Source organism: Hydrocarboniphaga sp. (assembly GCF_028291725.1).
In the GTDB taxonomy this organism is placed as follows: domain Bacteria; phylum Pseudomonadota; class Gammaproteobacteria; order Nevskiales; family Nevskiaceae; genus Hydrocarboniphaga.
This window is the reverse complement of sequence record NZ_JAQGNT010000047.1, coordinates 1-22,583: the sequence shown is the minus strand read 5'-3', so window position 1 is coordinate 22,583 and position 22,583 is coordinate 1. Positions and strand designations below refer to the sequence as shown.

General features: G+C 64.5%; 25 protein-coding genes. 17 read left to right on the top strand and 8 right to left on the bottom strand.

All coding sequences use genetic code 11. The annotated features are described in order from the left end of the window. Positions 1 to 26 precede the first annotated feature (26 nt). The 13 genes from JWQ90_RS13625 to JWQ90_RS13565 all read left to right on the top strand — a co-directional run bounded on the left by JWQ90_RS13625 (position 27) and on the right by JWQ90_RS13565 (position 13,247). Positions 27 to 455 (top strand): OB-fold domain-containing protein, encoded by a 429-nt coding sequence (locus JWQ90_RS13625; RefSeq protein WP_299694971.1) that lies wholly within the window; start codon positions 27 to 29, stop codon positions 453 to 455. Positions 456 to 613: 158 nt separating this feature from the next. Next, entirely contained in the window at positions 614 to 1,780 is a 1,167-nt protein-coding gene (locus JWQ90_RS13620) for a thiolase family protein (RefSeq protein WP_299694968.1), read from the top strand. Positions 1,781 to 1,804: 24 nt separating this feature from the next. Beyond that, positions 1,805 to 2,611: an enoyl-CoA hydratase gene (locus JWQ90_RS13615; protein WP_299694965.1), complete on the top strand. Its 807-nt coding sequence runs from the start codon at positions 1,805 to 1,807 to the stop codon at positions 2,609 to 2,611. Positions 2,612 to 2,708: 97 nt separating this feature from the next. Continuing rightward, positions 2,709 to 3,749 carry an NAD(P)-dependent alcohol dehydrogenase gene (locus JWQ90_RS13610; RefSeq protein ID WP_299694962.1) on the top strand — a complete coding sequence of 347 codons (1,041 nt, stop codon included), beginning with the start codon at positions 2,709 to 2,711 and terminating at the stop codon, positions 3,747 to 3,749. A 19-nt stretch (positions 3,750 to 3,768) separates the two neighbouring features. Beyond that, the gene (locus tag JWQ90_RS13605) at positions 3,769 to 5,001 is read left to right on the top strand and encodes an acyl-CoA dehydrogenase family protein (RefSeq protein WP_299694959.1); all 1,233 of its coding nucleotides are present in this window, start codon (positions 3,769 to 3,771) and stop codon (positions 4,999 to 5,001) included. Position 5,002: 1 nt separating this feature from the next. After that, positions 5,003 to 6,115, top strand: a complete 1,113-nt coding sequence (locus JWQ90_RS13600; RefSeq protein ID WP_299694956.1) for an acyl-CoA dehydrogenase family protein — start codon at positions 5,003 to 5,005, stop codon at positions 6,113 to 6,115. 167 nt (positions 6,116 to 6,282) lie between these two features. Next, complete coding sequence (locus tag JWQ90_RS13595; RefSeq protein ID WP_299694954.1) at positions 6,283 to 7,467, top strand: acetyl-CoA C-acyltransferase; 1,185 nt, start codon at positions 6,283 to 6,285, stop codon at positions 7,465 to 7,467. 10 nt (positions 7,468 to 7,477) lie between these two features. After that, positions 7,478 to 8,356 carry a MaoC/PaaZ C-terminal domain-containing protein gene (locus JWQ90_RS13590; protein ID WP_299694951.1) on the top strand — a complete coding sequence of 293 codons (879 nt, stop codon included), beginning with the start codon at positions 7,478 to 7,480 and terminating at the stop codon, positions 8,354 to 8,356. A gap of 223 nt (positions 8,357 to 8,579) precedes the next feature. Then, positions 8,580 to 9,026: a zinc ribbon domain-containing protein gene (locus tag JWQ90_RS13585; RefSeq protein ID WP_299694948.1), complete on the top strand. Its 447-nt coding sequence runs from the start codon at positions 8,580 to 8,582 to the stop codon at positions 9,024 to 9,026. Further along, complete coding sequence (locus JWQ90_RS13580) at positions 9,023 to 10,207, top strand: thiolase family protein (RefSeq protein WP_299694945.1); 1,185 nt, start codon at positions 9,023 to 9,025, stop codon at positions 10,205 to 10,207. The genes JWQ90_RS13585 and JWQ90_RS13580 overlap by 4 nt, the downstream gene beginning before the upstream one ends. Beyond that, entirely contained in the window at positions 10,204 to 11,061 is an 858-nt protein-coding gene (locus tag JWQ90_RS13575; RefSeq protein ID WP_299694942.1) for an alpha/beta hydrolase, read from the top strand. Before JWQ90_RS13580 ends, JWQ90_RS13575 begins: the two co-directional genes overlap by 4 nt. A gap of 36 nt (positions 11,062 to 11,097) precedes the next feature. Then, positions 11,098 to 11,937 carry an SDR family NAD(P)-dependent oxidoreductase gene (locus JWQ90_RS13570; RefSeq protein WP_299694939.1) on the top strand — a complete coding sequence of 280 codons (840 nt, stop codon included), beginning with the start codon at positions 11,098 to 11,100 and terminating at the stop codon, positions 11,935 to 11,937. A gap of 113 nt (positions 11,938 to 12,050) precedes the next feature. Then, positions 12,051 to 13,247, top strand: a complete 1,197-nt coding sequence (locus JWQ90_RS13565; RefSeq protein WP_299694936.1) for a DUF1214 domain-containing protein — start codon at positions 12,051 to 12,053, stop codon at positions 13,245 to 13,247. A gap of 6 nt (positions 13,248 to 13,253) precedes the next feature. On the opposite strand, the gene JWQ90_RS13560 is transcribed toward JWQ90_RS13565, so the two are convergent. The 3 genes from JWQ90_RS13560 to JWQ90_RS13550 all read right to left on the bottom strand — a co-directional run bounded on the left by JWQ90_RS13560 (position 13,254) and on the right by JWQ90_RS13550 (position 15,934). Beyond that, positions 13,254 to 13,757: a peroxiredoxin gene (locus JWQ90_RS13560; protein WP_299694933.1), complete on the bottom strand. Its 504-nt coding sequence runs from the start codon at positions 13,755 to 13,757 to the stop codon at positions 13,254 to 13,256. A gap of 333 nt (positions 13,758 to 14,090) precedes the next feature. After that, positions 14,091 to 14,816, bottom strand: a complete 726-nt coding sequence (locus JWQ90_RS13555; protein WP_299694930.1) for an ABC transporter ATP-binding protein — start codon at positions 14,814 to 14,816, stop codon at positions 14,091 to 14,093. Next, positions 14,813 to 15,934 carry a hypothetical protein gene (locus JWQ90_RS13550; protein ID WP_299694927.1) on the bottom strand — a complete coding sequence of 374 codons (1,122 nt, stop codon included), beginning with the start codon at positions 15,932 to 15,934 and terminating at the stop codon, positions 14,813 to 14,815. The genes JWQ90_RS13555 and JWQ90_RS13550 overlap by 4 nt, the downstream gene beginning before the upstream one ends. A gap of 278 nt (positions 15,935 to 16,212) precedes the next feature. On the opposite strand from JWQ90_RS13550, the gene JWQ90_RS13545 reads away from it, so the two are divergent. The 3 genes from JWQ90_RS13545 to JWQ90_RS13535 all read left to right on the top strand — a co-directional run bounded on the left by JWQ90_RS13545 (position 16,213) and on the right by JWQ90_RS13535 (position 19,499). Further along, complete coding sequence (locus JWQ90_RS13545) at positions 16,213 to 18,450, top strand: NADP-dependent isocitrate dehydrogenase (RefSeq protein WP_299694924.1); 2,238 nt, start codon at positions 16,213 to 16,215, stop codon at positions 18,448 to 18,450. Between the two features lie 235 nt (positions 18,451 to 18,685). Continuing rightward, entirely contained in the window at positions 18,686 to 19,036 is a 351-nt protein-coding gene (locus tag JWQ90_RS13540) for a metalloregulator ArsR/SmtB family transcription factor (protein WP_299694922.1), read from the top strand. Next, the gene (locus JWQ90_RS13535; protein WP_299694919.1) at positions 19,026 to 19,499 is read left to right on the top strand and encodes an SRPBCC family protein; all 474 of its coding nucleotides are present in this window, start codon (positions 19,026 to 19,028) and stop codon (positions 19,497 to 19,499) included. Before JWQ90_RS13540 ends, JWQ90_RS13535 begins: the two co-directional genes overlap by 11 nt. A gap of 33 nt (positions 19,500 to 19,532) precedes the next feature. On the opposite strand, the gene JWQ90_RS13530 is transcribed toward JWQ90_RS13535, so the two are convergent. Together JWQ90_RS13530 and JWQ90_RS13525 are read right to left on the bottom strand one after the other, a co-directional pair. Beyond that, positions 19,533 to 19,670 (bottom strand): hypothetical protein, encoded by a 138-nt coding sequence (locus tag JWQ90_RS13530; RefSeq protein WP_299694916.1) that lies wholly within the window; start codon positions 19,668 to 19,670, stop codon positions 19,533 to 19,535. Between the two features lie 7 nt (positions 19,671 to 19,677). Then, positions 19,678 to 19,866, bottom strand: a complete 189-nt coding sequence (locus JWQ90_RS13525) for a hypothetical protein (protein WP_299694913.1) — start codon at positions 19,864 to 19,866, stop codon at positions 19,678 to 19,680. A 127-nt stretch (positions 19,867 to 19,993) separates the two neighbouring features. Between JWQ90_RS13525 and JWQ90_RS13520 the strand changes: the two genes are divergently transcribed. After that, the gene (locus tag JWQ90_RS13520; protein ID WP_299694910.1) at positions 19,994 to 20,935 is read left to right on the top strand and encodes a serine hydrolase; all 942 of its coding nucleotides are present in this window, start codon (positions 19,994 to 19,996) and stop codon (positions 20,933 to 20,935) included. A gap of 72 nt (positions 20,936 to 21,007) precedes the next feature. Here JWQ90_RS13520 and JWQ90_RS13515 read toward each other — a convergent pair whose 3' ends face one another. The 3 genes from JWQ90_RS13515 to vapB all read right to left on the bottom strand — a co-directional run bounded on the left by JWQ90_RS13515 (position 21,008) and on the right by vapB (position 22,218). Next, positions 21,008 to 21,406 (bottom strand): DUF1801 domain-containing protein, encoded by a 399-nt coding sequence (locus tag JWQ90_RS13515; RefSeq protein ID WP_299694907.1) that lies wholly within the window; start codon positions 21,404 to 21,406, stop codon positions 21,008 to 21,010. 168 nt (positions 21,407 to 21,574) lie between these two features. Then, complete coding sequence (locus JWQ90_RS13510; protein WP_299694904.1) at positions 21,575 to 21,985, bottom strand: type II toxin-antitoxin system VapC family toxin; 411 nt, start codon at positions 21,983 to 21,985, stop codon at positions 21,575 to 21,577. 2 nt (positions 21,986 to 21,987) lie between these two features. After that, positions 21,988 to 22,218: an antitoxin gene (gene vapB / locus JWQ90_RS13505; RefSeq protein WP_299694901.1), complete on the bottom strand. Its 231-nt coding sequence runs from the start codon at positions 22,216 to 22,218 to the stop codon at positions 21,988 to 21,990. Positions 22,219 to 22,583: the final 365 nt, after the last annotated feature.

Here is a 22,583-nt window from a genome sequence, read left to right as displayed (position 1 = left end):
ACACAAGAGCACACGAGAAAACAAACATGGGCAAGCAGATCCCCATCAAGGAAGACCTCTTCACCTGGCCTTCCGCCGCGCCGCAGCTGATCGGCGGCCGCTGCCCCGAATGCAGCGAGTTTCACTTTCCCTTGCAGCAGAACTGCCCGAGCTGCGCCGGCCGCAAGGTCGACAGCGTCGAACTGAGCCGTCGCGGCAAGCTGTGGACCTGGACGATTCAGAACTTCGTGCCGCCGGTGCCGCCGTATACCGGCGAGGTCAAGAGCTTCAAGCCCTTCGGCGTCGGCTATATCGAGTTGCCGGAAGGTGTCGTGGTCGAAAGCCGCCTGACCGTCAGCGATGCCTCGAAGCTGCACATCGGCATGGACATGGAACTGGTGCTGGAGCCGTTCCGCATCGATGAGCAGGGCAACGAGATCATCAGCTTCGCATTCGCGCCGATAGCGACCTACTAGGGTCGTGACACAGTGATAACAAAACATTCACAACCTACCGTCATTCCCGCGAAGGCGGGAATCCAGGGCCGTCGAGCACTCATCCGCGAACTCTGGATTCCCGCCTGCGCGGGAATGACGTTTCAAAATTAATGTGCCGCACCACTTAGAGAACGCCAATGGCAACCACGAATTCCAATGACATCGCGATCATCGGCGTCGGCCTGTATCCCTTCGGCCGTCACCACGACGTCTCCGCCATCCAGATGGGCGTGGTCGCCGCCAACAAGGCGATGGACGATGCCGGCCTCGGCTGGCGCGACATCCAGGTCGGCTATGTCGGCAGCCTGTCGGTGATGATGCCGGAGACGATGACCAAGTTCCTCGGCTACACCGGCGTGCCGATCAGCAAGATGTTCAACGGCTGCGCCACCGGCGGCAACCTGCTGCTGAACACGGCCAACGCGATCCGCGCCGGCCGTGCCGACATCGGCATCTGCATCGGCCTGGACAAGCATCCGAAAGGCGCTTTTTCCGCAGGCGAAAGCATGGATTCCACCGGCCTGCCGCAGTGGTACGGTGAAGTCGGCCTGACCGTGAATCCGCAGTTCTTCGCGATGAAGATCCAGCGCTACATGCACGAGTACGGCATCTCCCCGGCGACGCTGACGCGCACCGCGGTCAAGGCCTTCCAGAACGGCGAGCTGAACCCGGCGGCCTGGCGGCGTTCGGCGTTGTCGGCCGATGAGATCGACAGCTCGCAGATGGTCTGCGATCCGCTGCGCAAGTATCACTTCTGCTCGCCGAGCGACGGCGCCGCGGCGGCGATCGTGTGCCGTGCCGACATCGCGCATCGCTTCAGCGGCACGCCGATCTTTCTGCGTGCCGGCGAGTTCGTCACGCGCCAATACGGCAGCATCGACGTGCAGGCGACCTCGTTCTCGGCGCGCGCCACCATCGGTGCCAGCGAGGCCGCGGCCAGGGCCGCGTTCGAGTCCGCCGGCATCGGCCCCGAGGACATCGACATCGTGCAGTGCCAGGACACCGAGGTTGGCCACGAGATCATGCATCTGGCCGAAATCGGCCTGTGCAAGCACGGCGAGCAGGAGGCGCTGATCGCCGACGGCGCAACCTCGCTGAGCGGCCGTCTGCCGACCAATACCGACGGCGGCCTGCTCGCCAACGGCGAGCCGATCGGCGCCTCCGGCCTGCGTCAGGTGCACGAGATCGTGCGCCAGCTGCGCGGTGTCGCCGGCCCGCATCAGGTGCAGCGCGAACTGAAGACCGGCCTGACGCATGTCTACGGTTTCCCGGGGTCGAGCTGCGTGACGATCCTGTCGAAGTAGGTGCAGGCCTCGCGAACGGACGCCATGACTTACAGCGAAATCACCTACGAACAGCTGGGCGCGGTGGTCCGCGTCTGTCATGACCGCCCGTTCAAAGCCAACGCCGAAAGCGAGCAGCTGCTGGCCGAACTCGATCACGCATTGGAGTGCGCGAAGAACGACGACAGCGTTCGCGTGCTGATACTCGGCGGCAAGGGCGCACATTTCTCCGCAGGGCACGACCTGGCCGAAGGTGCAGAAAAGCGTGGCCATCACACGCCGGAGCAACACTGGCTGTGGGAGCAGGAGCACTACTACGGCAACGCGATGCGCATCCGCGACTTTCCCAAGCCGACCATCGCGCAAGTGCAGGGCGCCTGCATCGCCGCCGGTTTCATGGTGGCCAATTCCTGCGACCTGATGGTGGCCAGCGAGGACGCGTTCTTCTCCGATCCGGTCGTGCATAGCCTGGGCGCGGCCGGCGTCGAGGCGCTGGTGCATCCCTGGGTGCTGGGCTTGCGCAAGGCCAAGGAGTTCCTGTTCACCGGCCAGCGCTTGAGCGCGGCCGAAGGCAAGGAGTGGGGCATGATCAACCACGTCGTGCCGCGCGTGCAGTTGGAAGCGTTCACTTTGAAACTCGCACAGCAGATTGCGCTGGCGCCGCCGATCGCGATGCGCATGATCAAGCGCTCGCTGAACCGCACCGCTGACATCCAGGGCTATCGCAACGCGCTCGACGCGCATTTCGATACGCATCTGCTGAGTTCGTCGACGCAGGAGTTCAAGGAGATGGTTGCGCGCGGCATGGAGGTGTCGATGGCGGTGGCGAAGAAAGCTGGGATCGGGCCATGACACGGATATCGATTCGGGCGCATGAGTCCCAATCGCGGGCAAGGTCCGCTCCTACAGGAATATTGCGACCCTCGATCCGCGACTGTAGGAGCGGACCTTGTCCGCGATTGAGGCCCGGCAAATGAAGGCCCTGCAACTCGACGGTGTCGGTTTCGACCAGTTGCACTACGTCGATCGCGACGTGCCGCGTCCTGGCGCCGGCGAAGTGCTGCTGAAAATGCGCGCCGCCAGTGTCGGCCTGCGCGACTACAAGGTCGTCAACGGCGCCTATGCCGCGGCCGAACAGACGCGCCCGTTGATTCCGGGCGGCGAAGGCATGGGTGAGATCGTCGAACTTGGCGCTGATGTCGTTGGCCTGAAAACCGGTGAACGCGTCAATCCGGTCTACGTGCAGGGCTGGTTGTCGGGCAAGCCGCACCCGGACCTGATCGCGCGCAATACGCTGGGCGGGCCGCTGCTGCACGGCACGTTCGCCGAGTACCTGTGCACGCGCGCCGACAGTGTCGTTGCGGTACCGGCGCATCTGTCCGACCTCGAAGCCGCGACCCTGCCATTCGCCGGGCTCACCGCCTGGCGCGCGATCGTCGAACACGGCGCAATCAAGTCCGGCGACGTCGTGCTGATCCAGGGCAGCGGCGGTATACCGCTGTTTGCGCTGCAGTTCGCCAAGCAGTTCGGCGCCACGGTGATCCTCAGTTCCAAGAGCGACGACAAGCTGGAACGCGCGCGCGCACTCGGCGCCGATCACGTGATCAATTACATGAGGACGCCGGAATGGAGCCGCGCGGTGCTTGACCTCACCGACGGACTCGGCGCCGACCTGGTGATGGACCCGGGCGGCACGGTGACGCTGAGCCAATCGATCCGCGCGGTGCGGCCCGGCGGCGTCATCAGCGTGTTCAATGCTCTGAGCACCGCCGATGTCAGCGTCTACCTGCCATATCTGCTAGGACACAACGTCGCGGTGCACGGCGTCAACGCCGGCTCCCGCGACGCGCATCGTGCGATGGCGCACGCGATGGGTATCGGCGGCATCAGGCCGGTGATCGAGAGCGTGGTGTCGCTGGAGCAGGGCGCCGATGCGATCGCGCGCGCGCCCAAGGCCGAACAGTTCGGCAAAGCCTGCATTCAAATCTGAATCCGAATCGAGAGCCCGTATGGATTTCAACGACACACCCGAAGAAGCCGCGTTCCGCGCCGAGGCGCGCACCTGGCTGTCGTCGGTCGCCGCGCCGCGCGATACCCGCACCTCGTTCGCCATCGGCCAGGAGACCGGAGAGTTCGAGGCCGAATTTCCGGCGCAGCGCGTCTGGCAGCAGAAGAAATACGACGCCGGTTTCGGCGCGATCTATTTCCCGCAGGACGTCGGCGGCCGCGGCGGCACCTCGCTGCAGAACATGACCTTCATGCAGGAGGAAGCGCGCTTCGACGTGCCGGTGACCGCGCATTTCATGATCGTCAATCGCGGCTGCTGCTCGCTGCTGATGAAACACGGCACGCCGGAGCAGAAGGCGCTGATTCCGGCGACGCTGCGCAGCGACCTGATCTGGTGCCAGCTGTTCTCCGAGCCGGCGGCCGGCTCTGATCTCGCCGGCCTGCGCACGCGCGCCGAGAAGGACGGCGACGACTGGGTCGTCAACGGCCAGAAGATCTGGACCTCGAATGCGCAGATGGCCGATTGGGGTGTGCTGATCGCGCGTACCGATTCGAACGTGCCCAAGCACAAGGGCCTGACGTTCTTCATCGTCGACATGAAGTCCGCCGGCATCGAGCGCCGGCCGATCAAGCAGCTGACCGGCGCTTCTAATTTCAACGAAGTGTTCTTCAATGATCTGCGGATACCGGATGCGCATCGCGTCGGCGCGGTCGGCGAGGGCTGGAGGGTCGCGGTGGCCTTCCTGTCCGGCGAGCGCACCAATATCGCGATCAAGGAGCTGATGCCGCTGATCGGTGGCATCGTCAATCTGGCGCGGCAGACCGAGATCAACGGCCGGCCGGCGATCGAGGACGGCGAAGTGCGTGCGCGCATTGCCAGCTTCTACATTCGCGAAGCCGGCGTGCGCTTCACCGTGCAGCGCATGCTGACCGCCTTGTCGCGCGGTGAAACGCCGGGCCCGGAAATCACTATCGGCAAGTACACACTGGCCAATCTCGTGCAGGAGATGACCGCGTTCGCGCTCGATCTGCAGCACGCGGCCGGCGCCGTGATGTCGCCGGCGTTTGCACCGTTCGACGCGGTGTTCCAGAGCGAATGGTTTGGCTCGGTGATCGACCGCCTTGGCGGCGGCACCGACGAGGTGCTGAAGAACGTCGTCGGCGAACGCATTCTGGGTCTGCCCGAAGACATCCGCGTCGACAAGACGATGCCCTTCAACCAAGTGGGGAAGTAGCGTGGACTTCGACTTCAGCGACGAACAGAAAACGATCCGCGACGAGGCGCGCAAGCTGCTGAGCGCGCGCTGCGACCGTCATCGCGTGCGCAAGCTGCTTGAGGACAAGGCGCCCTACGACAAGGAGCTGTGGGCCACGGTCGCCGAGAACGGCTGGCTCGGCACCGCGATAGCCGAAGATTTCGGCGGCCTCGGTCTGGGCCACGTCAGCCTCTGCGTGATCGCCGAAGAACTCGGCCGCGCGCTGGCGCCGCTGCCGGTGTCGTCGTCGCTGTACCTGGCGGCCGAGGCGCTCGTGCTCAGCGGTGACACGACGATGCAGCAGGAACTGCTGCCGGCGCTGGCGTCCGGCCAGCTGATCGGCACGCTCGCGCTCAGCGAGGCGATGCTGCCGCAGCATGCGTTGTCGCGGTTGAAGACGCGCGTTGTTGGCGGCCAGCTCAGCGGCATCAAGCTGCCGGTTCCGCACGGACAGATCGCCGATTTCGCGGTGGTGGTCGCGCACAACGAAAACGGCGGTGTCGGCCTCTACCACGTCGATCTGCGCGGGCCTGGTGTCGAGACCCAGCCGCTGCAGACCATCGACGCCGCACAGCCGCAGGCGCGCATCGTGTTCCGCGATGCGCCGGCGCGGCTGCTCAGCGCTGACGGCGAGCGCATCGTGCCGAAGCTGCTGGATCGTGCCTCGGTGCTGATCGCGTTCGAGCAGATCGGCGGTGCGACCGCAGCGCTGGAGAGCGCCTGCGAGTACGCGAAGATCCGCAAGGCTTTCGGCCGCCAGATCGGCTCGTTCCAGGCGATCAAGCACAAGCTCGCCGACATGTACACCAAGATCGAAATTGCGCGTTCCAATGCGTTCTACGCAGCCTGGGCGCTGGAGGCCGATGCGCCGGAGCTGGCGCTGGCAGCCGCCGCCGCGCGGCTTGCGGCGACCGAGGCCTTTGAGTTCGCGGCCAAGGAAACCATCCAGGTGCATGGCGGCATCGGCGCCACCTGGGAGGCCGATCCACATCTGTTCTATCGCCGTGCACGCGCGCTCGGCAGCCTGCTCGACAGCACGCCGGTTTGGCGTGATCGGCTGGTTGAAGAGTTGGAACGGCAGTTCGCGGCGTGAAACCGATCGCGATTTCTTTTCCCCTCTCCCACATGTGGGAGAGGGTGGCCCGCAAGGGCCGGGTGAGGGTTTGCGCCCTCGCAGTCTCAACAGCCCCTCACCCGTCGCTACGCGAGACCCTCTCCCGCACGCGGGAGAGGGGATAAAATCTTCAAAGGACTTGAATCATGCGTGATGCCGTCATCGTCTCCACCGCACGCTCGCCGATCGGCAAGGCGTTTCGCGGTGCTCTGAACAACATCAAGTCGCCAACACTGGCCGCGCATGCCATAGCGCATGCAGTGCAGCGCGCCGGCATCGAAGGCACTGAGGTCGAGGACGTCGTCATCGGCTCCTGCCTGACCGCCGGCACCGCCGGCCAGAACCTGGCGCGCAATGCCGCGCTCGCCGCCGGTCTCGGCGTCGGCGCTTCCGGCCAGACCATCGACCGCCAGTGCGCGTCGGGCCTGATGGCGATCGCCACCGCGGCCAAGCAAGTGCTGTTCGACGGCATGGACATCGTCGTCGCCGGCGGCCAGGAGAACATCTCGGCGCTGAACGCTTCGTACAACGAATGGGTCGCGCGCGAGAAAGACGAGCAGGTGATGCGCTTTGCGGAACATGCCTATATGCCGATGCTGCACACGGCCGAATTCGTCGCAAAAAAATACGGCATCTCGCGCGAGGTGCAGGACCAGTACGCGCTGCTGTCACAGCAGCGCACTGCTGCGGGGCAGGCCGCCGGCCGCTTCGACGCCGAGATCGTGCCGATCACCGCGACGATGGCGGTGGTCGACAAGGCCACCAGGCAGACTTCGTACAAGGAAGTCACGCTGGCCAGGGACGAAGGCAACCGCGCCGACACCACGCTGGAAAGCCTGGCTGGCCTGAAGCCGGTGGTCGAGGGCGGCGTCATCACCGCGGGCAATGCCTCGCAGCTGTCCGATGGCGCATCGGCCTGCGTGATCATGGATTCCGCGCTTGCATCGCGCCGCGGCCTGCAGCCGCTGGGCATCTATCGCGGCATGAGTGTCGCCGGCTGTGCGCCTGAGGAAATGGGCATAGCCCCGATCTACGCAATCCCCAAGCTGTTGAAGCAGCACGGTCTGAAAATTGGCGATATCGGGCTCTGGGAAATCAATGAGGCCTTCGCGGTGCAGGTGCTGTACGTGCGTGATCATCTGGGCATCGATCCGGCGATCTACAACGTCGACGGCGGCGGTATTTCGATCGGCCATCCTTACGGCATGACCGGCGCGCGCGTGGTCGGGCATGCGCTGATCGAAGGCAGGCGTCGCGGTGTCAAGTACGTGGTCGCCGGTATGTGCATCGGCGGCGGCATGGGCGCAGCCGCGCTGTTCGAGATCGCCTGAGAAACGCCCGATGGCACTCGATTACGACAAGATCAAGCACTGGCCGCAGCCGTCGCTGACGCAGACCTACAGCGAGCGCGACACGATTCTGTACGCGCTCGGTCTCGGCGCGGCATGCAGCAATCCGCCGGCGGCCGACGATCTGCACTACGTCTACGAGGGCGTGCGCGGCGGCGAGCTGCGCGCGCTGCCGATGATGGCGGTCAATCTCGGTGTCGGTCCGTTCTGGATGATGGACCCGGAGACCGGCATCGACTGGAAGAAGATCCTGCACGGCGAGCAATACCTGACGCTGCACCGGCCCTTGCCGGTCAGCGGCAGCGTGATCGCGCATCACAGCATCGACGAAATCTACGACAAGGGCGCCGACAAGGGTTCGGTGCTGTATGCGCGGCGCGAAATCGTCGATGCCGAAACCGCTGAACCCCTGGCGACGCTGATCGCGGCGGTATTCCTGCGCGGCAACGGCGGTTTCGGCGGCAAGTCCGAAGCTGCGCCGAAGCCGCACGTCATTCCGGCTCGCGATGCCGACGCGATGCTGGACCTGCCGACACGGCCGGAACTGGCGGCGATCTATCGTCTGTCCGGCGACTACAACCCGTTGCATATCGATCCGGCGGTCGCCACCGCGGCCGGATTTCCGCGGCCGATCTTTCACGGCCTCGGCACCTACGGCGTCGCCGGTCGCGCGCTGCTGAAACTGCTGTGCGGCAACGATCCGTCGCGGCTGCGCAAGATGAACTGCCGCTTCGCCAACCCGGTCTTCCCGGGCGAGACGATTCGCACCGAGGTCTGGAATGAGAGGCCTGGCGTCGCGGCGTTCCGTTGCAAGGTGGTCGAGCGGGGTTTGATGGTTTTGAATAATGGATATGTGGAGTACGAAGTATGACGGCCTATGACATTCCCTCTCCCGCAAGCGGGAGAGACCGCAGCAGTTTCATAGCAGCCGGCTTGATGCCCGGAACCGGCCGGCTCCTTCCCCCGCGTGCGGGGGAAGGTTGGGATGGGGGCGCGACGACAGCGCCGCGCCTTCCGCCCCCACCCCGGCCGTCCCCCGCAAGCGGGGGAGGGAGAGGTTCCTGGGTAGGGGATTCTGCTGCCGGGAGCGTCCCATGAACACGCTCACCGACGAACAGCTGCTGGAACGTTTTCCCGGCACGCGCATCGACCACGACAACAAGGCCTTCTATCGCGGCCTGCTGAATCGGCAGTTGCTGATCGACCGCTGCGGCGATTGCGGACACTGGTTCCACCCGCCACGGCCGATCTGCCCCAAGTGCTGGTCGCGCGATATCCGCCCGACCGCGGTCAGCGGCCGCGGGCATATCCATCTGCTGATCCTGTTGCATCAGGGCCCGTCGGCGCCGGGCGTCCGTTACGACACGCCGCATCCGGTGGCGACGATAGAACTCGAAGAACAGTCCGGCCTGCGCTTTACCAGCACGATCGTCGGCAGCGACAACGCGGCGCTGAAAATCGGCCTGCCGGTGGAGTTGAGCTGGATCGATCGCGGGGCAAACCCGGTGCCGGCGTTCAAGCTCAGCGGAGCAAGCCAATGAGCGTCCGTTATCCGATCAAGGACCAGGTCGCGTTCGCCAGCGCCGCGACCACGCCATTCTCCAAGACCAGCAACGAGCGCACGCAGGCCGGCATGGCGATCGACGCCTGCGTCGCCGCGATCCGCGCGGCAGGGCTGGGCGCCGCCGACATCGACGGCATCAGCGGCTCGGGCACGTCACCGGAGGCCAAGTGGATGCAGTCTGCACTCGGCATTCCGCGCATCACCTGGTGGCAGAACCCGTCGCTGACCGGCACCTTCGCGACCACCATCTACGAGGCGATGCACGCGGTGTATTCCGGCGCCTGCAGCACCGTGCTCTGCTATCACGCGGCCTACCGTCTGCCCTGGCAGTCGCGCGCCGCGGCGGCCGATGCGATGCGCCGCCGCGTCGGCGAACTCACCGGCATGATGGGCGCGGTCGATCCCGAGACCATGGGCGGATCGGTCGGCTACACCGCGTGGGCGAGCCGTTATCTGTACGAATACGGCCGCCGCCGCGAAGACCTCGGCATGGTCGCGATCAACAGCCGTTCCAACGCGCTGCGCAACGAGCACGCGGTGATAAACACGCCGCTGACGATGGATGACTACCTGCAAGGCCGCATGATCCGCAACCCGCTGTGCGTGTACGACATGGACGTGGCGATCGACGGTGCCGATGCGTTCATCGTGACCACCGCCGAGCGCGCGCGCGACATGGCGCTGCGCCCGGTGCTGATCAACGCGGCGGCTTCCGGCATGGTCGCGAACAACGACGAAGACCAGCTGCCCGGCCTGCATCAGCACGGCCAGCAGATCGTGGTCGAAGAGATGAAACGGCGCGGCGATTTCTGGATAGACGACGTCGATCTGTACTACCCCTACGACGGCTTCTCGATGCTGACGCTGGCGTGGATCGAGAATATCGGCCTGTGCAGGCCGGGCGAAGCCGGCGACTTCATGCGCGAGCACTGGGACTGGGCGCAGCAGCGCGTGCTGCTGCGCGGCCGCGTTCCATTCAACTCGCATGGCGGCAGTCTGTCCGAAGGCGCAACCCAGGGTTCCGGCCACATCCGCGAAGCGGTGATGCAACTGCAGGGCCGGGCTGGCAGCCATCAGGTCGACGGCGCGAGCAAGGCGCTGCTGACCATCGGCGGCTTCTTCTTCAACGCGCAAGCGCTGTCCTTGCACACTGTATGAGCGCGGACCTGAAGGCCACGCGCTTTAACGGCGCTGATGGCGTCATGCTGGCAGCCGACGTGGGTGGCGATGTCGGCCGCCCCGGCATCGTGTTGATGCACGGCGGCGGGCAGACGCGCCAATCCTGGGGCCGCGCACTGACGGAGTTGATCGCGGCGGGTTATCACGTTGTCAGTCTCGACCTGCGCGGACATGGCGACAGTGACCGCGCGCCCGACGGTGACTACCGCTTCGGCCGCTTCGTCGCCGATCTGCGTGAAGTCCTGAAACAGTTGCCACCGCTGCCGGCCCTGGTCGGTGCTTCGCTCGGCGGACTGACCGGCCTGCTCGCGGTCGGCGAGAGCAAGCAGCCGATCGCGTCCGGCCTGGTGCTGGTCGACGTGGTGCCGAAAGTCGAGCGCGAAGGCACCGGCCGCATTCACGCCTTCATGACCGGCAATCCCGATGGCTTCGCCACTCTGGATGAAGCTGCCGACGCGGTCGCGGCCTACCTGCCGCATCGGCCGCGGCCGCGAAACACCGGTGGATTGAAGCGCAATCTGCGGCTGCATGGCGACGGACGCTGGCACTGGCACTGGGACCCGGCGTTCGTCACGGGCGATCTGCGGCCGGAGACGCATCGCATTGTCGAGCGCATGCGCGAGGCCGCACAGCGCGTGCAAGTGCCGACGCTGCTGGTGCGCGGCGCGATCAGCGACGTGGTCAGCGTCGAGGCGGCGCAGGACTTCCTGTCGCTGCTGCCGTCGGCCGAATTTCTCGACGTCGCCGGTGCCGGCCACATGGTCGCCGGTGACGACAACGACGCCTTCAACGCCGCAGTGCTGGATTTTCTTCACCGCCGGCTTCCGGCCTGAAAACCCAAGGATTCACGACATACGGAGCAAAGCAACATGGCATTACTCGAAGGCAAGGTCGCGGTCATCACCGGCGCCGGCGGCGCGCTCGGCCGCGCCTATTCACTGCTGCTGGCCAGCGAAGGCGCCAGCATCGTCGTCAACGACTACAGCATGGAGGCGGCGCAGAAAACCGTCGATGAAATCCTCGGCGCCGGCGGCAAGGCGGTCGCGGTTGCCTGCGATGTCGGGGGAGTCGAAGGCGGCGACAAGATTCTGAAAGCCGCGCTCGATGCCTACGGCGCCGTGCATATCCTGGTCAACAACGCCGGCATGCTGCGCGACAAGGCTTTCCACAACATGGACGAGTCGGTGTGGGACGCGGTGCTGCAGGTACATCTTAAGGGCGCGTACGCGGTGACCAAGCCGATCTTCAGCTGGATGCGCGCCAACAAGCAGGGCGGCGTCATCGTCAATACCACGTCGACTGCGGCGCTGTTCGGCAACTTCGGCCAGGCCAACTACGGCGCTGCGAAAGGCGGTATCTGGACCTTCACCAAATCGCTCGCCGTGGAAGGCGCCAAGTCCGGCATCCGCTTGTGGAGCATCGCGCCGGCCGCGGTCAGCGGCCTCACCGGCGTGGTTGGCATGGACGAGCAGACCCAGGCCGACCTGAAGCCGGAGTATGTCGCGCCCGCGCTGCTGTACATGGTCAGCAGCCTGTCCGGCGACAAGACCGGCAAGTGCCTGTTCGTCGGCGGCCAGAAGATCATGGAGCTGAAGCTCGAAGCCGGCGAGGGCATACGCGGCGTCGGCGTGAGTGCGCAGCAGATTGCGGAGAACGAGGCGCGCATCTTCCGCGATGCGCCGGAGCTGACGTTTGCCGATCTGAGCTGAATCTCAGCGTAGGGCGGGAGCATCCCGCCTTCCGCGAAGCCGGCGCGCGAAAGGCGGGATGCGCTTCGCTCCTCCCGCCCTACGTTGATCTGCGATGATTTTAGGGAGTGACGATGCCGCTGAATGCTGAGACACAAGCTGCCGCCGCGCTGCTGTCGGCGGCCTGGCAGGACTTCGCCGCCAAGCTCGGCCGCAGCGCGGCCACGATCGCCACCGCCGACTTCGCCGATAGCCCGCGCGACCTTGCAGAAGGTCACCGCTATCTCGCCAGGCTGATCGCCTACGCGATCCAGGAAGCCTTCTGCTTTTCCGACCCGGAATTCCCGGCGTTTCATCGTAGTCTCGATCACCTGGCGCCCTGGGGCGCGCCGAATCTCGACAACGTCTACAGCATGGCCGTCATCGACGGCCGCAAGGCGTATCGCGTCTGGGGCAAGGCCGGCTCCATCGACGGCTTCATCCTGAACTTGAACGAGGGTGTCTTCCCGATCTTTCCGGGCTTCAAGACCTCGCTGGAAACCAGTTCGCGTGAACTGCACATTGACGAGGACGGACGCTTCGAACTGATGCTCAGCGCCGAGCGCCCCGCGGACTGGACCGGCAACTGGATGCGGCTGAACCCCGGCGACCGCAAGTTCAGCATTCGCCAGTACCTCACCGACTGGGACCGCCATCGGCCGGTGGACTTCCACATCGTCTGCCTCGGCAACGAAGGGCTCGCACCGCAGCCGCTGACGCCGCAGCAGGCCGCGGGCTTTCTGGATGAAGCGGTGACCTGGGCGCATACGCTGGCCGCCTATTACCTGCAGCGTTTGAAGCAGGAGCGGCTGACGCGGCCGTACAACCAACTGCCGCCGCCCGAGAAGAAAGTGCCCGGCTCGGAATACGTGCACTACGGCATCGCGTTCTTCGACGTCGCCGACGACGAAGCGCTGCTGATCGAAATGCCGCATGAGCCGGCGCCGTACTGGAGTTTCCAGCTCTACAATTTCTGGAACGAGTTCACCGATCCCTTCAACCGCATCACCAGCATCAACCATCGCCAGGCACAGATCGACGACGACGGCATGTTCCGCATGGTGATCGCGCAGCGCGATCCGGGTACCGCCAACTGGCTGGATGCGGCCGGGCAGCGCCGCGGCTATCTGTGGTATCGCTGGATCTGGGCCGAGCGCGTGCCGACGCCGGTGGCGCGGCTGGTGAAGCTGAGCGAGCTGCTGCCGTCCGCGTCACCTCGGGTCGACGATGCCCGGCGGCGCCAACAGATCATGCAGCGCCGCAGTCAGCTCGAGGCGCGCTATCACGGCTGAGCGTCGCTACAACTGCTTGAGCACCGACTCCGCGCTGCTGACATCGACCTTGCCCTGGGGTTCCACCGCAAGGAAGCTCACGACGCCGTTCCTGACGATCGCCGCATAGCGTTTGGAGCGCACGCCCATGCCGCGCGCGCTCAGATCGAATTCCAGGCCCAGCGCCTTGGTCCAGATTGCGCTGCCGTCGCCGAACATGCGGATCTTGCCGATGGTCTTCTGGTCGCGCGCCCAGGCGCCCATCACGAAGGCGTCGTTGACGCTGACGCACCAGATCTCGTCCACGCCCTTGGATTTGATCTCGTCGTAGTGCTTCACATAGCCCGGCACGTGCTGCAGCGAACAGCCGGGCGTGAACGCGCCGGGCACCGCGAACAGCACCACGGTCTTGTCCTTGGCGATTTCCGAGACCTTGAATGTGTTCGGCCCGATCGCACAGGCGCCATTGGGTTCGTCGAAATATTCCTGCAGGCTGCCGTCGGGCAGCGTGTCGCCGGTGTTGAGGCTCATCTTGGCTTGGCTCCAGTGGTTGAACGAGTCAGTGCGGACTGTAATCGATCGAGGGCCGAGATTGCCGATAGTAGCCTGCGATCCGCATCTGTAGGAGCGGGTCATACCCGCGACTGTGCTCTTGCAGGTCCGAGTCGCGGGTAGGACCCCAATGGCACTACCTTAAGCGTTGCAGTCCCTTCTCCCGCTTGCGGGAGAAGGTGCCCCGAAGGGGCGGATGAGGGGCTGTTCGGCGGGAAGAAGCCCCTCACCCGGCGCTCCGCGCCACCCTCTCCCGCAAGCGGGAGAGGGGATTTTCTTCCTAAGGTAGTGACATTGGGGTAGGACCCGCACCTACAAACGCGGTTTTCCGGCGCTCAGTACCGCCACGATTTCGCGTTCCAGCACGGTGCCCGAAATGTGTGCCTCGGCGATGTTCCACTGGCGGACGATGCTGCGATCCAGCAGCAGAGCCCGATCCCAGAATTCCACGGACTCGATCGCATGCGTCGCCAGCAGAACGCTGCATCCCTGGGACCGAACCCGCTCTCGCAGATAGTACTTGAGCGTGAACGCAGCGACCGGATCGAGGCCATTGAGCGATTCATCGAGCAGCACGAGTTTCGGCCGCCCGATCAGCGCCAGCACGACGGATAGCTTTTGCCTCGTCCCCAGCGAGTAAGCATGCACCCAGCGATCGAGCCAGGGCATCAGGTCCAGGGCTTCGGCCAGCGCGAAAGCCTCCGCATCCGGCGAGGGCAGGCCGCGCATCTGGCTCACCAACTCCAGGCACTGCCTGCCGGTCAGCTCCGATGGCAGGCTGCCGACGTCCACCGCGTAGCCCAAAGCCGCTCTCGCCAGCAGTAGATCCCCTTGCAGCGAGTGGCCGCCGATCTCGATCGTGCCGCCGTCGGCTTGCTCGATTCCGGCGATACAGCGCATCAGTGTTGATTTGCCAGACCCATTGGCGCCGACCAGCCCGCAGAAAAGGCCAGCCCCGATCTCCAGGTCAAGCTGCTCCAGGACCGGGACGTCTCCATAGGCTTTGCACAGGCCGGTCAACCGAAGGAGGGGATTCATGCCCTTGCCGCCTTGAGCATCAGCATCGTCATGAACAGCACCCAAAGCACCGGTGTCAGCGGCGGATAGTCCTGCCCCAGCGCCATCAGGAGCAGGGTCTGCGCAATAAACCATGCCGTAATGCGGGCGGCCTGATACCGGAAGGCGGCGACGCAGGCGCCATGCAGCAATGCCAGCGCCGGCATCCCGGAGGCGAGCAGCAGCGAAACCACCGGCGGCGTACCCAACACGATCAGGCACGACGCCGCGACCAGCGACAGGCAGACGATGATGATCGTCGGCGGAACCAGCAGCGGACGTATCAGCTGCGCAGCACTCAGCGGTTGCGGACGCAACCAGGCGGCTGCCACCAGCAAGCGGTTCATTGCCTGCGCCCATGATGCAAGGCCGGCTGCGAAGCACGCCGCGATTGCCAGCAGCGCCAGGGTGGTCAGCATCGCCTCGCCGCCCGGTATCAGCAACAAACCGGGTGCAAGGGCGGCAGCCGAGGCGCGGCTGCGCCAGGCCGCGCGCAGACCCGCCCACTGCCAGGAGCCCAGGCTGGCCCGAGTCGGCTTGAGGGCGATGGTTCGCGAGCTGCGCTTTGCCGGGCGGGCCCGCGCCGGGCGCCGTGTGATTCTCGAACGGATCGTCAGCATTCCCGCTGCCGCTGCGCCCGCGGCAACCGCAACGCCCAGGCCAAGCCCTGTGTTGATCCAGATCGGGGAAGGGCGGGCCCACCAGCCAAAGCCTGCAAGGCAGATGATTCCCGCCATCTGGCGGATCACGAGAGCCAGTAGTTGGTTTGCCAACGCGGATGTCTCGTCGGCCGGCAGCAGATAGGGTGCAAGCCAGCCGGAGCGCCACAGGGACAAGTGCTTCCTGCACAGCGCCAGAGCCACCCACAGTTCGCCGAGCCAGCAGACCAGCACGACCGGCAGCCGATGGGCGCCGAGGAACTCCAGCGCCTCGTCCGCATGGAGCCTTGCCAGCGTTGCGAGGATCAGCGCCGCGATCCCCGTCAGGACGATCAGAAATCCCAGGCCGAACGCCGCCTCGACCGGGTTCGATCGGCTTCTGATCCAAAAGGCCAGTCGGAGCGCTTTTTTTTCCAGCAGGAGCGGGTTTGCGGTCGGCACGGAAAGTATCAGTCGGTAGTCGGTGGCTTGTGTCCTTGCAGCGGCGGTCGCCCCCGGCGATTGATTCACGCGAGGGGCCGCGTAACATAAGGGCTGGCTCTCCCACCGCGTCGGCTTGTCGATAGCGCCGACCGGCGCCGTGGAAAAGTCTTCAGAGCGTCTCGCACACAGAATTCTGCCAGTACCCGTCAGCAGTGAATGCACTTGGCCGGCCAGATCCGGCTACAAGCCGCCATTCCATGACGCGGGCTGGAGCCCCCCAATCTAGGACTTAGACAATGAGTACCCAGCAGCCGACCATTATTTACACCTTGACCGATGAGGCACCGCTGCTCGCGACCTGTGCCTTTCTGCCGATCATCCGCGCCTTCGTCGAGCCGGCCGGCATCAAGGTCACCACCAGCGACATCTCGGTGGCCGCCCGCATCCTCGGCGAGTTCCCCGAATCCCTGACCGAAGCGCAGCGCGTGCCCGACAACCTCGCCGAGCTGGGCCGGCTGACCCTGCTCCCCGACACCAACATCATCAAGCTGCCCAACATCAGCGCTTCGGTGCACCAGCTGATCAGCGCCGTCAAGGAGCTGCAGGCCAAGGGCTACAAGATCCCCGATTACCCCGAAGACCCCAGGACCGAGGAGGAAAAAACGCTCCGCAAGCGCTATTCCAAGTGCCTGGGCAGCGCAGTGAACCCGGTGCTGCGCGAAGGCAACTCGGACCGCCGCGCGCCCAAGGCGGTCAAGGATTACGCACGCAAGAACCCGCACAGCATGGGCGAGTGGAGCATGGCCTCGCGCACCCACGTGGCGCACATGCGGCATGGCGACTTCTATCACGGCGAGAAGTCGATGACGCTGGACCGCGCCCGCGACGTCAAGATGGAGCTGGTCACCCGCAGCGGCAAGTCCATCGTGCTCAAGCCCAAGGTCCCGCTGCTGGCCGGCGAGATCATCGACAGCATGTTCATGAGCAAAAAGGCGCTGTGCGACTTCTACGAAGAGCAGATGGAAGACGCGCGCAACACCGGCGTGATGTTCTCGCTGCACGTCAAGGCGACGATGATGAAGGTGTCGCATCCGATCGTCTTCGGCCACGCGGTGCGGATCTTCTACAAGGACGCGTTCGCCAAGCACGCCACGCTGTTCGATGAACTGGGCATCAACGTCAACAACGGCCTGGTCGATCTGTACAGCAAGATCGAATCGCTGCCAACGACCAAGCACGACGAGATCATCCGCGACCTGCACGCCTGCCACGAGCATCGTCCCAAACTGGCGATGGTCGATTCGGCCAAGGGCATCTCCAACCTGCATGCGCCCAACGACGTGATCGTCGACGCGTCGATGCCGGCGATGATCCGCATCGGCGGCAAGATGTGGGGCGCCGACGGCAAGCCCGAAGACACCAAGGCGGTGATTCCGGAGAGCACCTTCGCCCGCATCTACCAGGAGATCATCAACTTCTGCAAGACCAACGGCAATTTCGACCCGGTGACCATGGGCACCGTGCCCAACGTCGGCCTGATGGCGCAGCAGGCCGAGGAATACGGCTCGCACGACAAGACTTTCGAGGTCGCCGAGGATGGCGAGGCGCGCATCGTCGACATCGCCACTGGCGAAGTGCTGCTGGTGCAGAACGTCGAGGCGGGTGATATCTGGCGCATGTGCCAGGTCAAGGACGCGCCGATCCGCGACTGGGTCAAGCTGGCCGTGACCCGTGCGCGCAACTCCGGCATGCCGGCGGTGTTCTGGCTGGATCCGTACCGCCCGCACGAGGCGGAGATGATCAACAAGGTCAAGACCTACCTGAAGGATCACGACACCAGCGGCCTGGACATCCAGATCATGTCGCAGGTGCGCGCCATGCGTTACACGCTGGAGCGCGCGATCCGCGGGCTCGACACGATCTCGGTCACCGGCAACATCCTGCGCGACTACCTCACCGACCTGTTCCCGATCATGGAGCTGGGCACCAGCGCCAAGATGCTGTCGATCGTGCCGCTGATGGCCGGCGGCGGCATGTATGAGACGGGGGCGGGCGGCTCGGCGCCGAAGCACGTCAAGCAACTGGTGGAGGAAAACCATCTGCGCTGGGATTCGCTGGGCGAGTTCCTGGCGCTGGCAGTGAGCCTGGAAGACCTCGGCCTCAAAACCGGCAACAGCCAGGCCAAGATCCTGGCCAAAACCCTCGACGCCGCGACCGGCAAGCTGCTCGATAACAATAAAAATCCGTCGCCCAAGACCGGCCTGCTGGACAACCGCGGCAGCCAGTTTTATCTGGCCATGTACTGGGCGCAGGAACTGGCCGCGCAGACCGAAGACCCGGTTCTGCAGGCGCGCTTCGCGATCCTGGCCAAGACCCTGACCGAGAACGAGAAGACCATCGGCGGGGAACTCGCCGACGTGCAGGGCAAGCCGGTCGACATCGGCGGCTACTATCTGGCCGACAGCGACAAGATGGAGGCCGTGATGCGGCCGAGCCGCACGCTCAACGCGGCCCTGGCGGCCACGCGCGGCTGAGGGTTTCAGGCGGCCGGAGGCCCTGTCCAAACGTGAACCACTCGTCGGGCAAGGGATTGCCCGCGGACTGCAGCTGTAGGAGCGGGTCATACCCGCGACTGTGCCGTTCAAGGCCTGAGTCGCGGGTATGACCCGCTCCTACAGAGGCGGTGATGGCGCATCCGGGGGCAACACGTCGGCAAAGGATTGCCGACTTCTTTGACAGGATCAAACCGACGCCGCTAAAGTTAGCCATATGGCTAACTATTGCTCCCCGCTCGACGAGGTGTTCCTCGCACTAGGCGACCCGACGCGTCGGGCCATCGTCAGTCGCCTGGGCACCGGCGCCGCATCGGTCAAGGAACTGGCGGCGCCGTTCGCAATGGCCCTGCCGTCGTTCATGAAGCACCTCGGCGTGCTGGAGCGCAGCGGCCTGATCCGATCGAAAAAGCAGGGGCGCATCCGCACCTGTGAGCTTGAGCCCGCGACTTTGCGGACCGCTGAAACCTGGATGGCGGAACAACGGGCGATGTGGGAATCCCGCTCCGATCGTCTCGCCGCTTACGTCGAATCCCTACACGCCAAGGAAAAAACCAATGGCCATTGATACCGATCTCGATCTCGTGATCTCGCGCCGCCTGCGAGTGCCGCGAACCCTGTTATGGACCGCGTGGACCGAGCCCGCCCACCTCAAGCAATGGTGGTGCCCGAAGCCCTGGACCACCGAGGTTCTCGGTTTCGACCTGGTCCCCGGAGGTTCCTTCCATACCCTGATGCGCGGGCCGGATGGAGAAACCAGCGACAACCCGGGGTCTTTCCTGGAAATCGTGCCGCTTTCGCGCATCGTGTGGACCAGCGCATTGGTCACGAAATGGAGACCGGCCGCCGAGCCCTGGATGCCGTTTACCGCTTTCGTCACCTTGGAGGACGAGGGGCAGGACACGCGCTATGTGGCCACCGTGCTCCACAAGGACAAGGCGACGCGCGATCAACACGAGGAGATGGGCTTCTTCGATGGATGGGGGACCTGTATCGATCAATTGGAGGTCTTCGCGGCTTCGTTGAGATAGCCCGTTTCGACTTCGGACGCTCGCGGCGGAGCTTCAACGCGCGGACAGAAAGCGTCTATTCCGCAACAGGCCGGCCGATACCGCGGATACCACGCCGACTGGGAAGATTTCGGTGAACGTCATCGGCAGGCGATAAAGCGGATTGGCGTACTCGGCCTTGAACACCTCCATGTCGGCGCTAGGCGGGCCAGAACCGGATGACCCCGCCCAGCTCGATGTCCCGGTGCCGCTTGATCGCGACGAACACCGCGCTCAATGCGATCAACATGATCATATAGCCAAGCGCCACGCCGTAGCGTGTAGGTTGGGGTGAGCGCAGCGAACCCCAACATTCGTCCGCGCTGATGTTGGGGTTCGCTGCGCTCACCCCAACCTACTCAGCTCCGCGATCGGCGTCTGCGCGATCACGTGAATTCCGATTCCAATTTATCGGCGCTACTCATTGAGACAAGCCGATTGTGACAAGCCGGCACTCGAGTTGTTAAAGTCCCGGCTTGCCTATCGACGAGCCGACACCATCAGTGGCTGACGTAAACCTTCCGCGGCGTTCGTCGCCCATGCGCATGCCCTATCTGCGCCACGTCATGCTGGCCCTGTCGATGCTGCTGGCGGCTGGCCCGGCCCGGGCTCGTGCAGCAGAGGATCTGGCCCTGAAATCCACGGCGGTACTGGTTGTGGACCAGGAAACCGGCGAGTCCCTGATCTCCAAAAATGCCGATGTGGTAATGCCCATTGCGTCGCTGACCAAGCTGATGACGGCGATGGTGGTGATCGGTGCCCAGCTGCCGATGGACGAAGTTCTGGAAATCGACAACGACGATGTCGACCGTGAAAAGCACACCGCTTCGCGACTGGCGGTCGGCACCCGTTTGAGCCGCGCCAATCTGCTGCTGCTGGCGCTGATGGCCTCGGAGAACCGGGCCGCGATGGCACTGAGCCGGGGCTATCCCGGCGGACGCACGGCCTTCATCGCGCGGATGAACGAGACGGCGCGCTCGCTGGGCATGAACTCGACCCGTTTCGCCGACCCCGCCGGCTTGTCGAGCCAGACCGTCTCCACCGCCCGCGACCTGCTTCGACTGGTGAGCGCCGCCGACACGCAGGACTTGATTCGACGCGATTCGACACAGGCTGAAGGCACGGTGCTGGTGCGCGGGCGTCCGCTGACTTTCGTCAACACCAATCGCATGGTCCGCTACCCGCGGGACTGGGATATCGGCCTGCAGAAGACCGGCTTCACCAACGAGGCCGGGCGCTGCCTGGTGATGCGCGCGACCACGTTGAATCGCAAACTTTCGATGGTCTTCCTGAATTCAATCGGCACGATGACGCGCTTTGCCGATGCCACGCGTGTGCGCAGGCGGCTGGAGTTACAGGCAAGCGGCCGGCCGTTGCGTTCGGCCGAGGCGGCGACCGCGACGGCAGTGCTTCCCTGATCGCGACCGGCTCCCCGGCGCCCGGGGAGCGGTAGCCCCGAGGCCTGATCCTGCGGAGCGTTGGAGTGCGAACTATTCCGCCTTCCGACGTCTCTTCATATCCGTGTATGCCGTTCCGATCAGCGTTACAAGCGCCTCGGCATTTACTTCACGGCCGGGCATGAGCTTCACATGGCGCATGAACTTGCCTGTACCTTCCAGCAGGCCATCCGGATCGGAAATCTCGGCACCACGAAAGAAGCCGACGTTGACGTGAAATCTGAAGGCATTGACGTAGCCGAATGCCGCATCAGCCACGCACGCGGTTGGATGGCCGTCATGCAGTAACTCTCGGACCTCGCCTCCGCAGGCGCGCATCACTTCAAACCAGCGCTGTGCGATTGCTCCCAATTCACCGGCATGCTCATGCATCCACGCCTCGATGGCCGGATCGCGCTTGACTGCACTGGGGAATCGAAAAAGTTGGCTCATGTCGCTTCCACTCTCGCCATATAACGCTCGTGTTAGCTGCTGAATCTTTTTGAACACTGCGTCCGACAGGCTTTTCGCGGTCCAACGCCGGAACTCACGCGCGGCCCTGCCGCAGCGAAGCCGAGGCAGGGACGTCGCCTGGAGTGCCTGGTCGAACGGGCGCCGACTTCACGCATTAGCCGCCCAGTTTTGAACCTTCAATCCAGGAACTCGCTTGAATTCGCGCTCGTTGTTTGTGACGAGCACGAGACTCATCGCCTTTGCGTGTGCCGCAATCCAAAGATCATTCCCACCGATGATTTCTCCCTTCGTTTCGAGGTGAGCCCTGATCTCGCCATAATCCTGAGCCGCATCGCCAGGAAGCTCCAAGACTGGGAGGAACGAGATGAGGTCAGACAGGCGATCCATAGCGATTTGCCGATGCTGGCTCTTTGCGGCGCCGTAGAGCAGTTCCCCGTAGGTGATCACCGACAACGCGGCCTCCCCGGCCTTGAGCTTCTCGAAGCGCGCGAGGACCTCGGCGGGACGCTTCTGCCGAATGTAGATGCAGATGTTCGTGTCGAGCAGATAGCGCGCCACAACTAGAGGCCCTTTCTCTTTTGAGGGGGAACGTCCTTGCGCCCGTCCGCGAAGAAGTCGTCGGGCATGCCGGCGAGGAGGTGAAAAGCCGTAGCCATGCCTTTGGCCTTTTCCTTTAAAACGATCTCGTCGCCACGCCGAAAGATCTCGACCTCCGAGGCATCGAGGCGGAACTGCTTCGGCAGCCGAACCGCCTGGCTGTTGCCCGATTGGAACACTCTTGCGGTTGCCATTCCGGTCTCCGTGCGATGTATATACTCATAAGTATACACTCCGGATGAGGAACAGCCAACTGAGGCGCGCAGAGGCGCCCAACGCCGAGCTTAAGCCGTGGCCACGCTAGAGCGAAGCGGAGGCGGTGCAGCCTGGTTGGGCATTAAGCCGCTCATCTCTACGCCGATGCTGCCTTGGCACGCTTGTTACCTAGAAGCGCGCCAACCGCAACGCCAAAGGCCAGGCCGATGCTTATGCCTAGTCCGCTGGATCATTGGAATTGGCGGTGAGGGACGCCCGAGGCGGGACGCGATGCAAGGCGCAAAGCGCAGCGATACCCGTAGGTATCGCGAGCATTTGCAACGCAGCAGCGCGCCCGCATCGG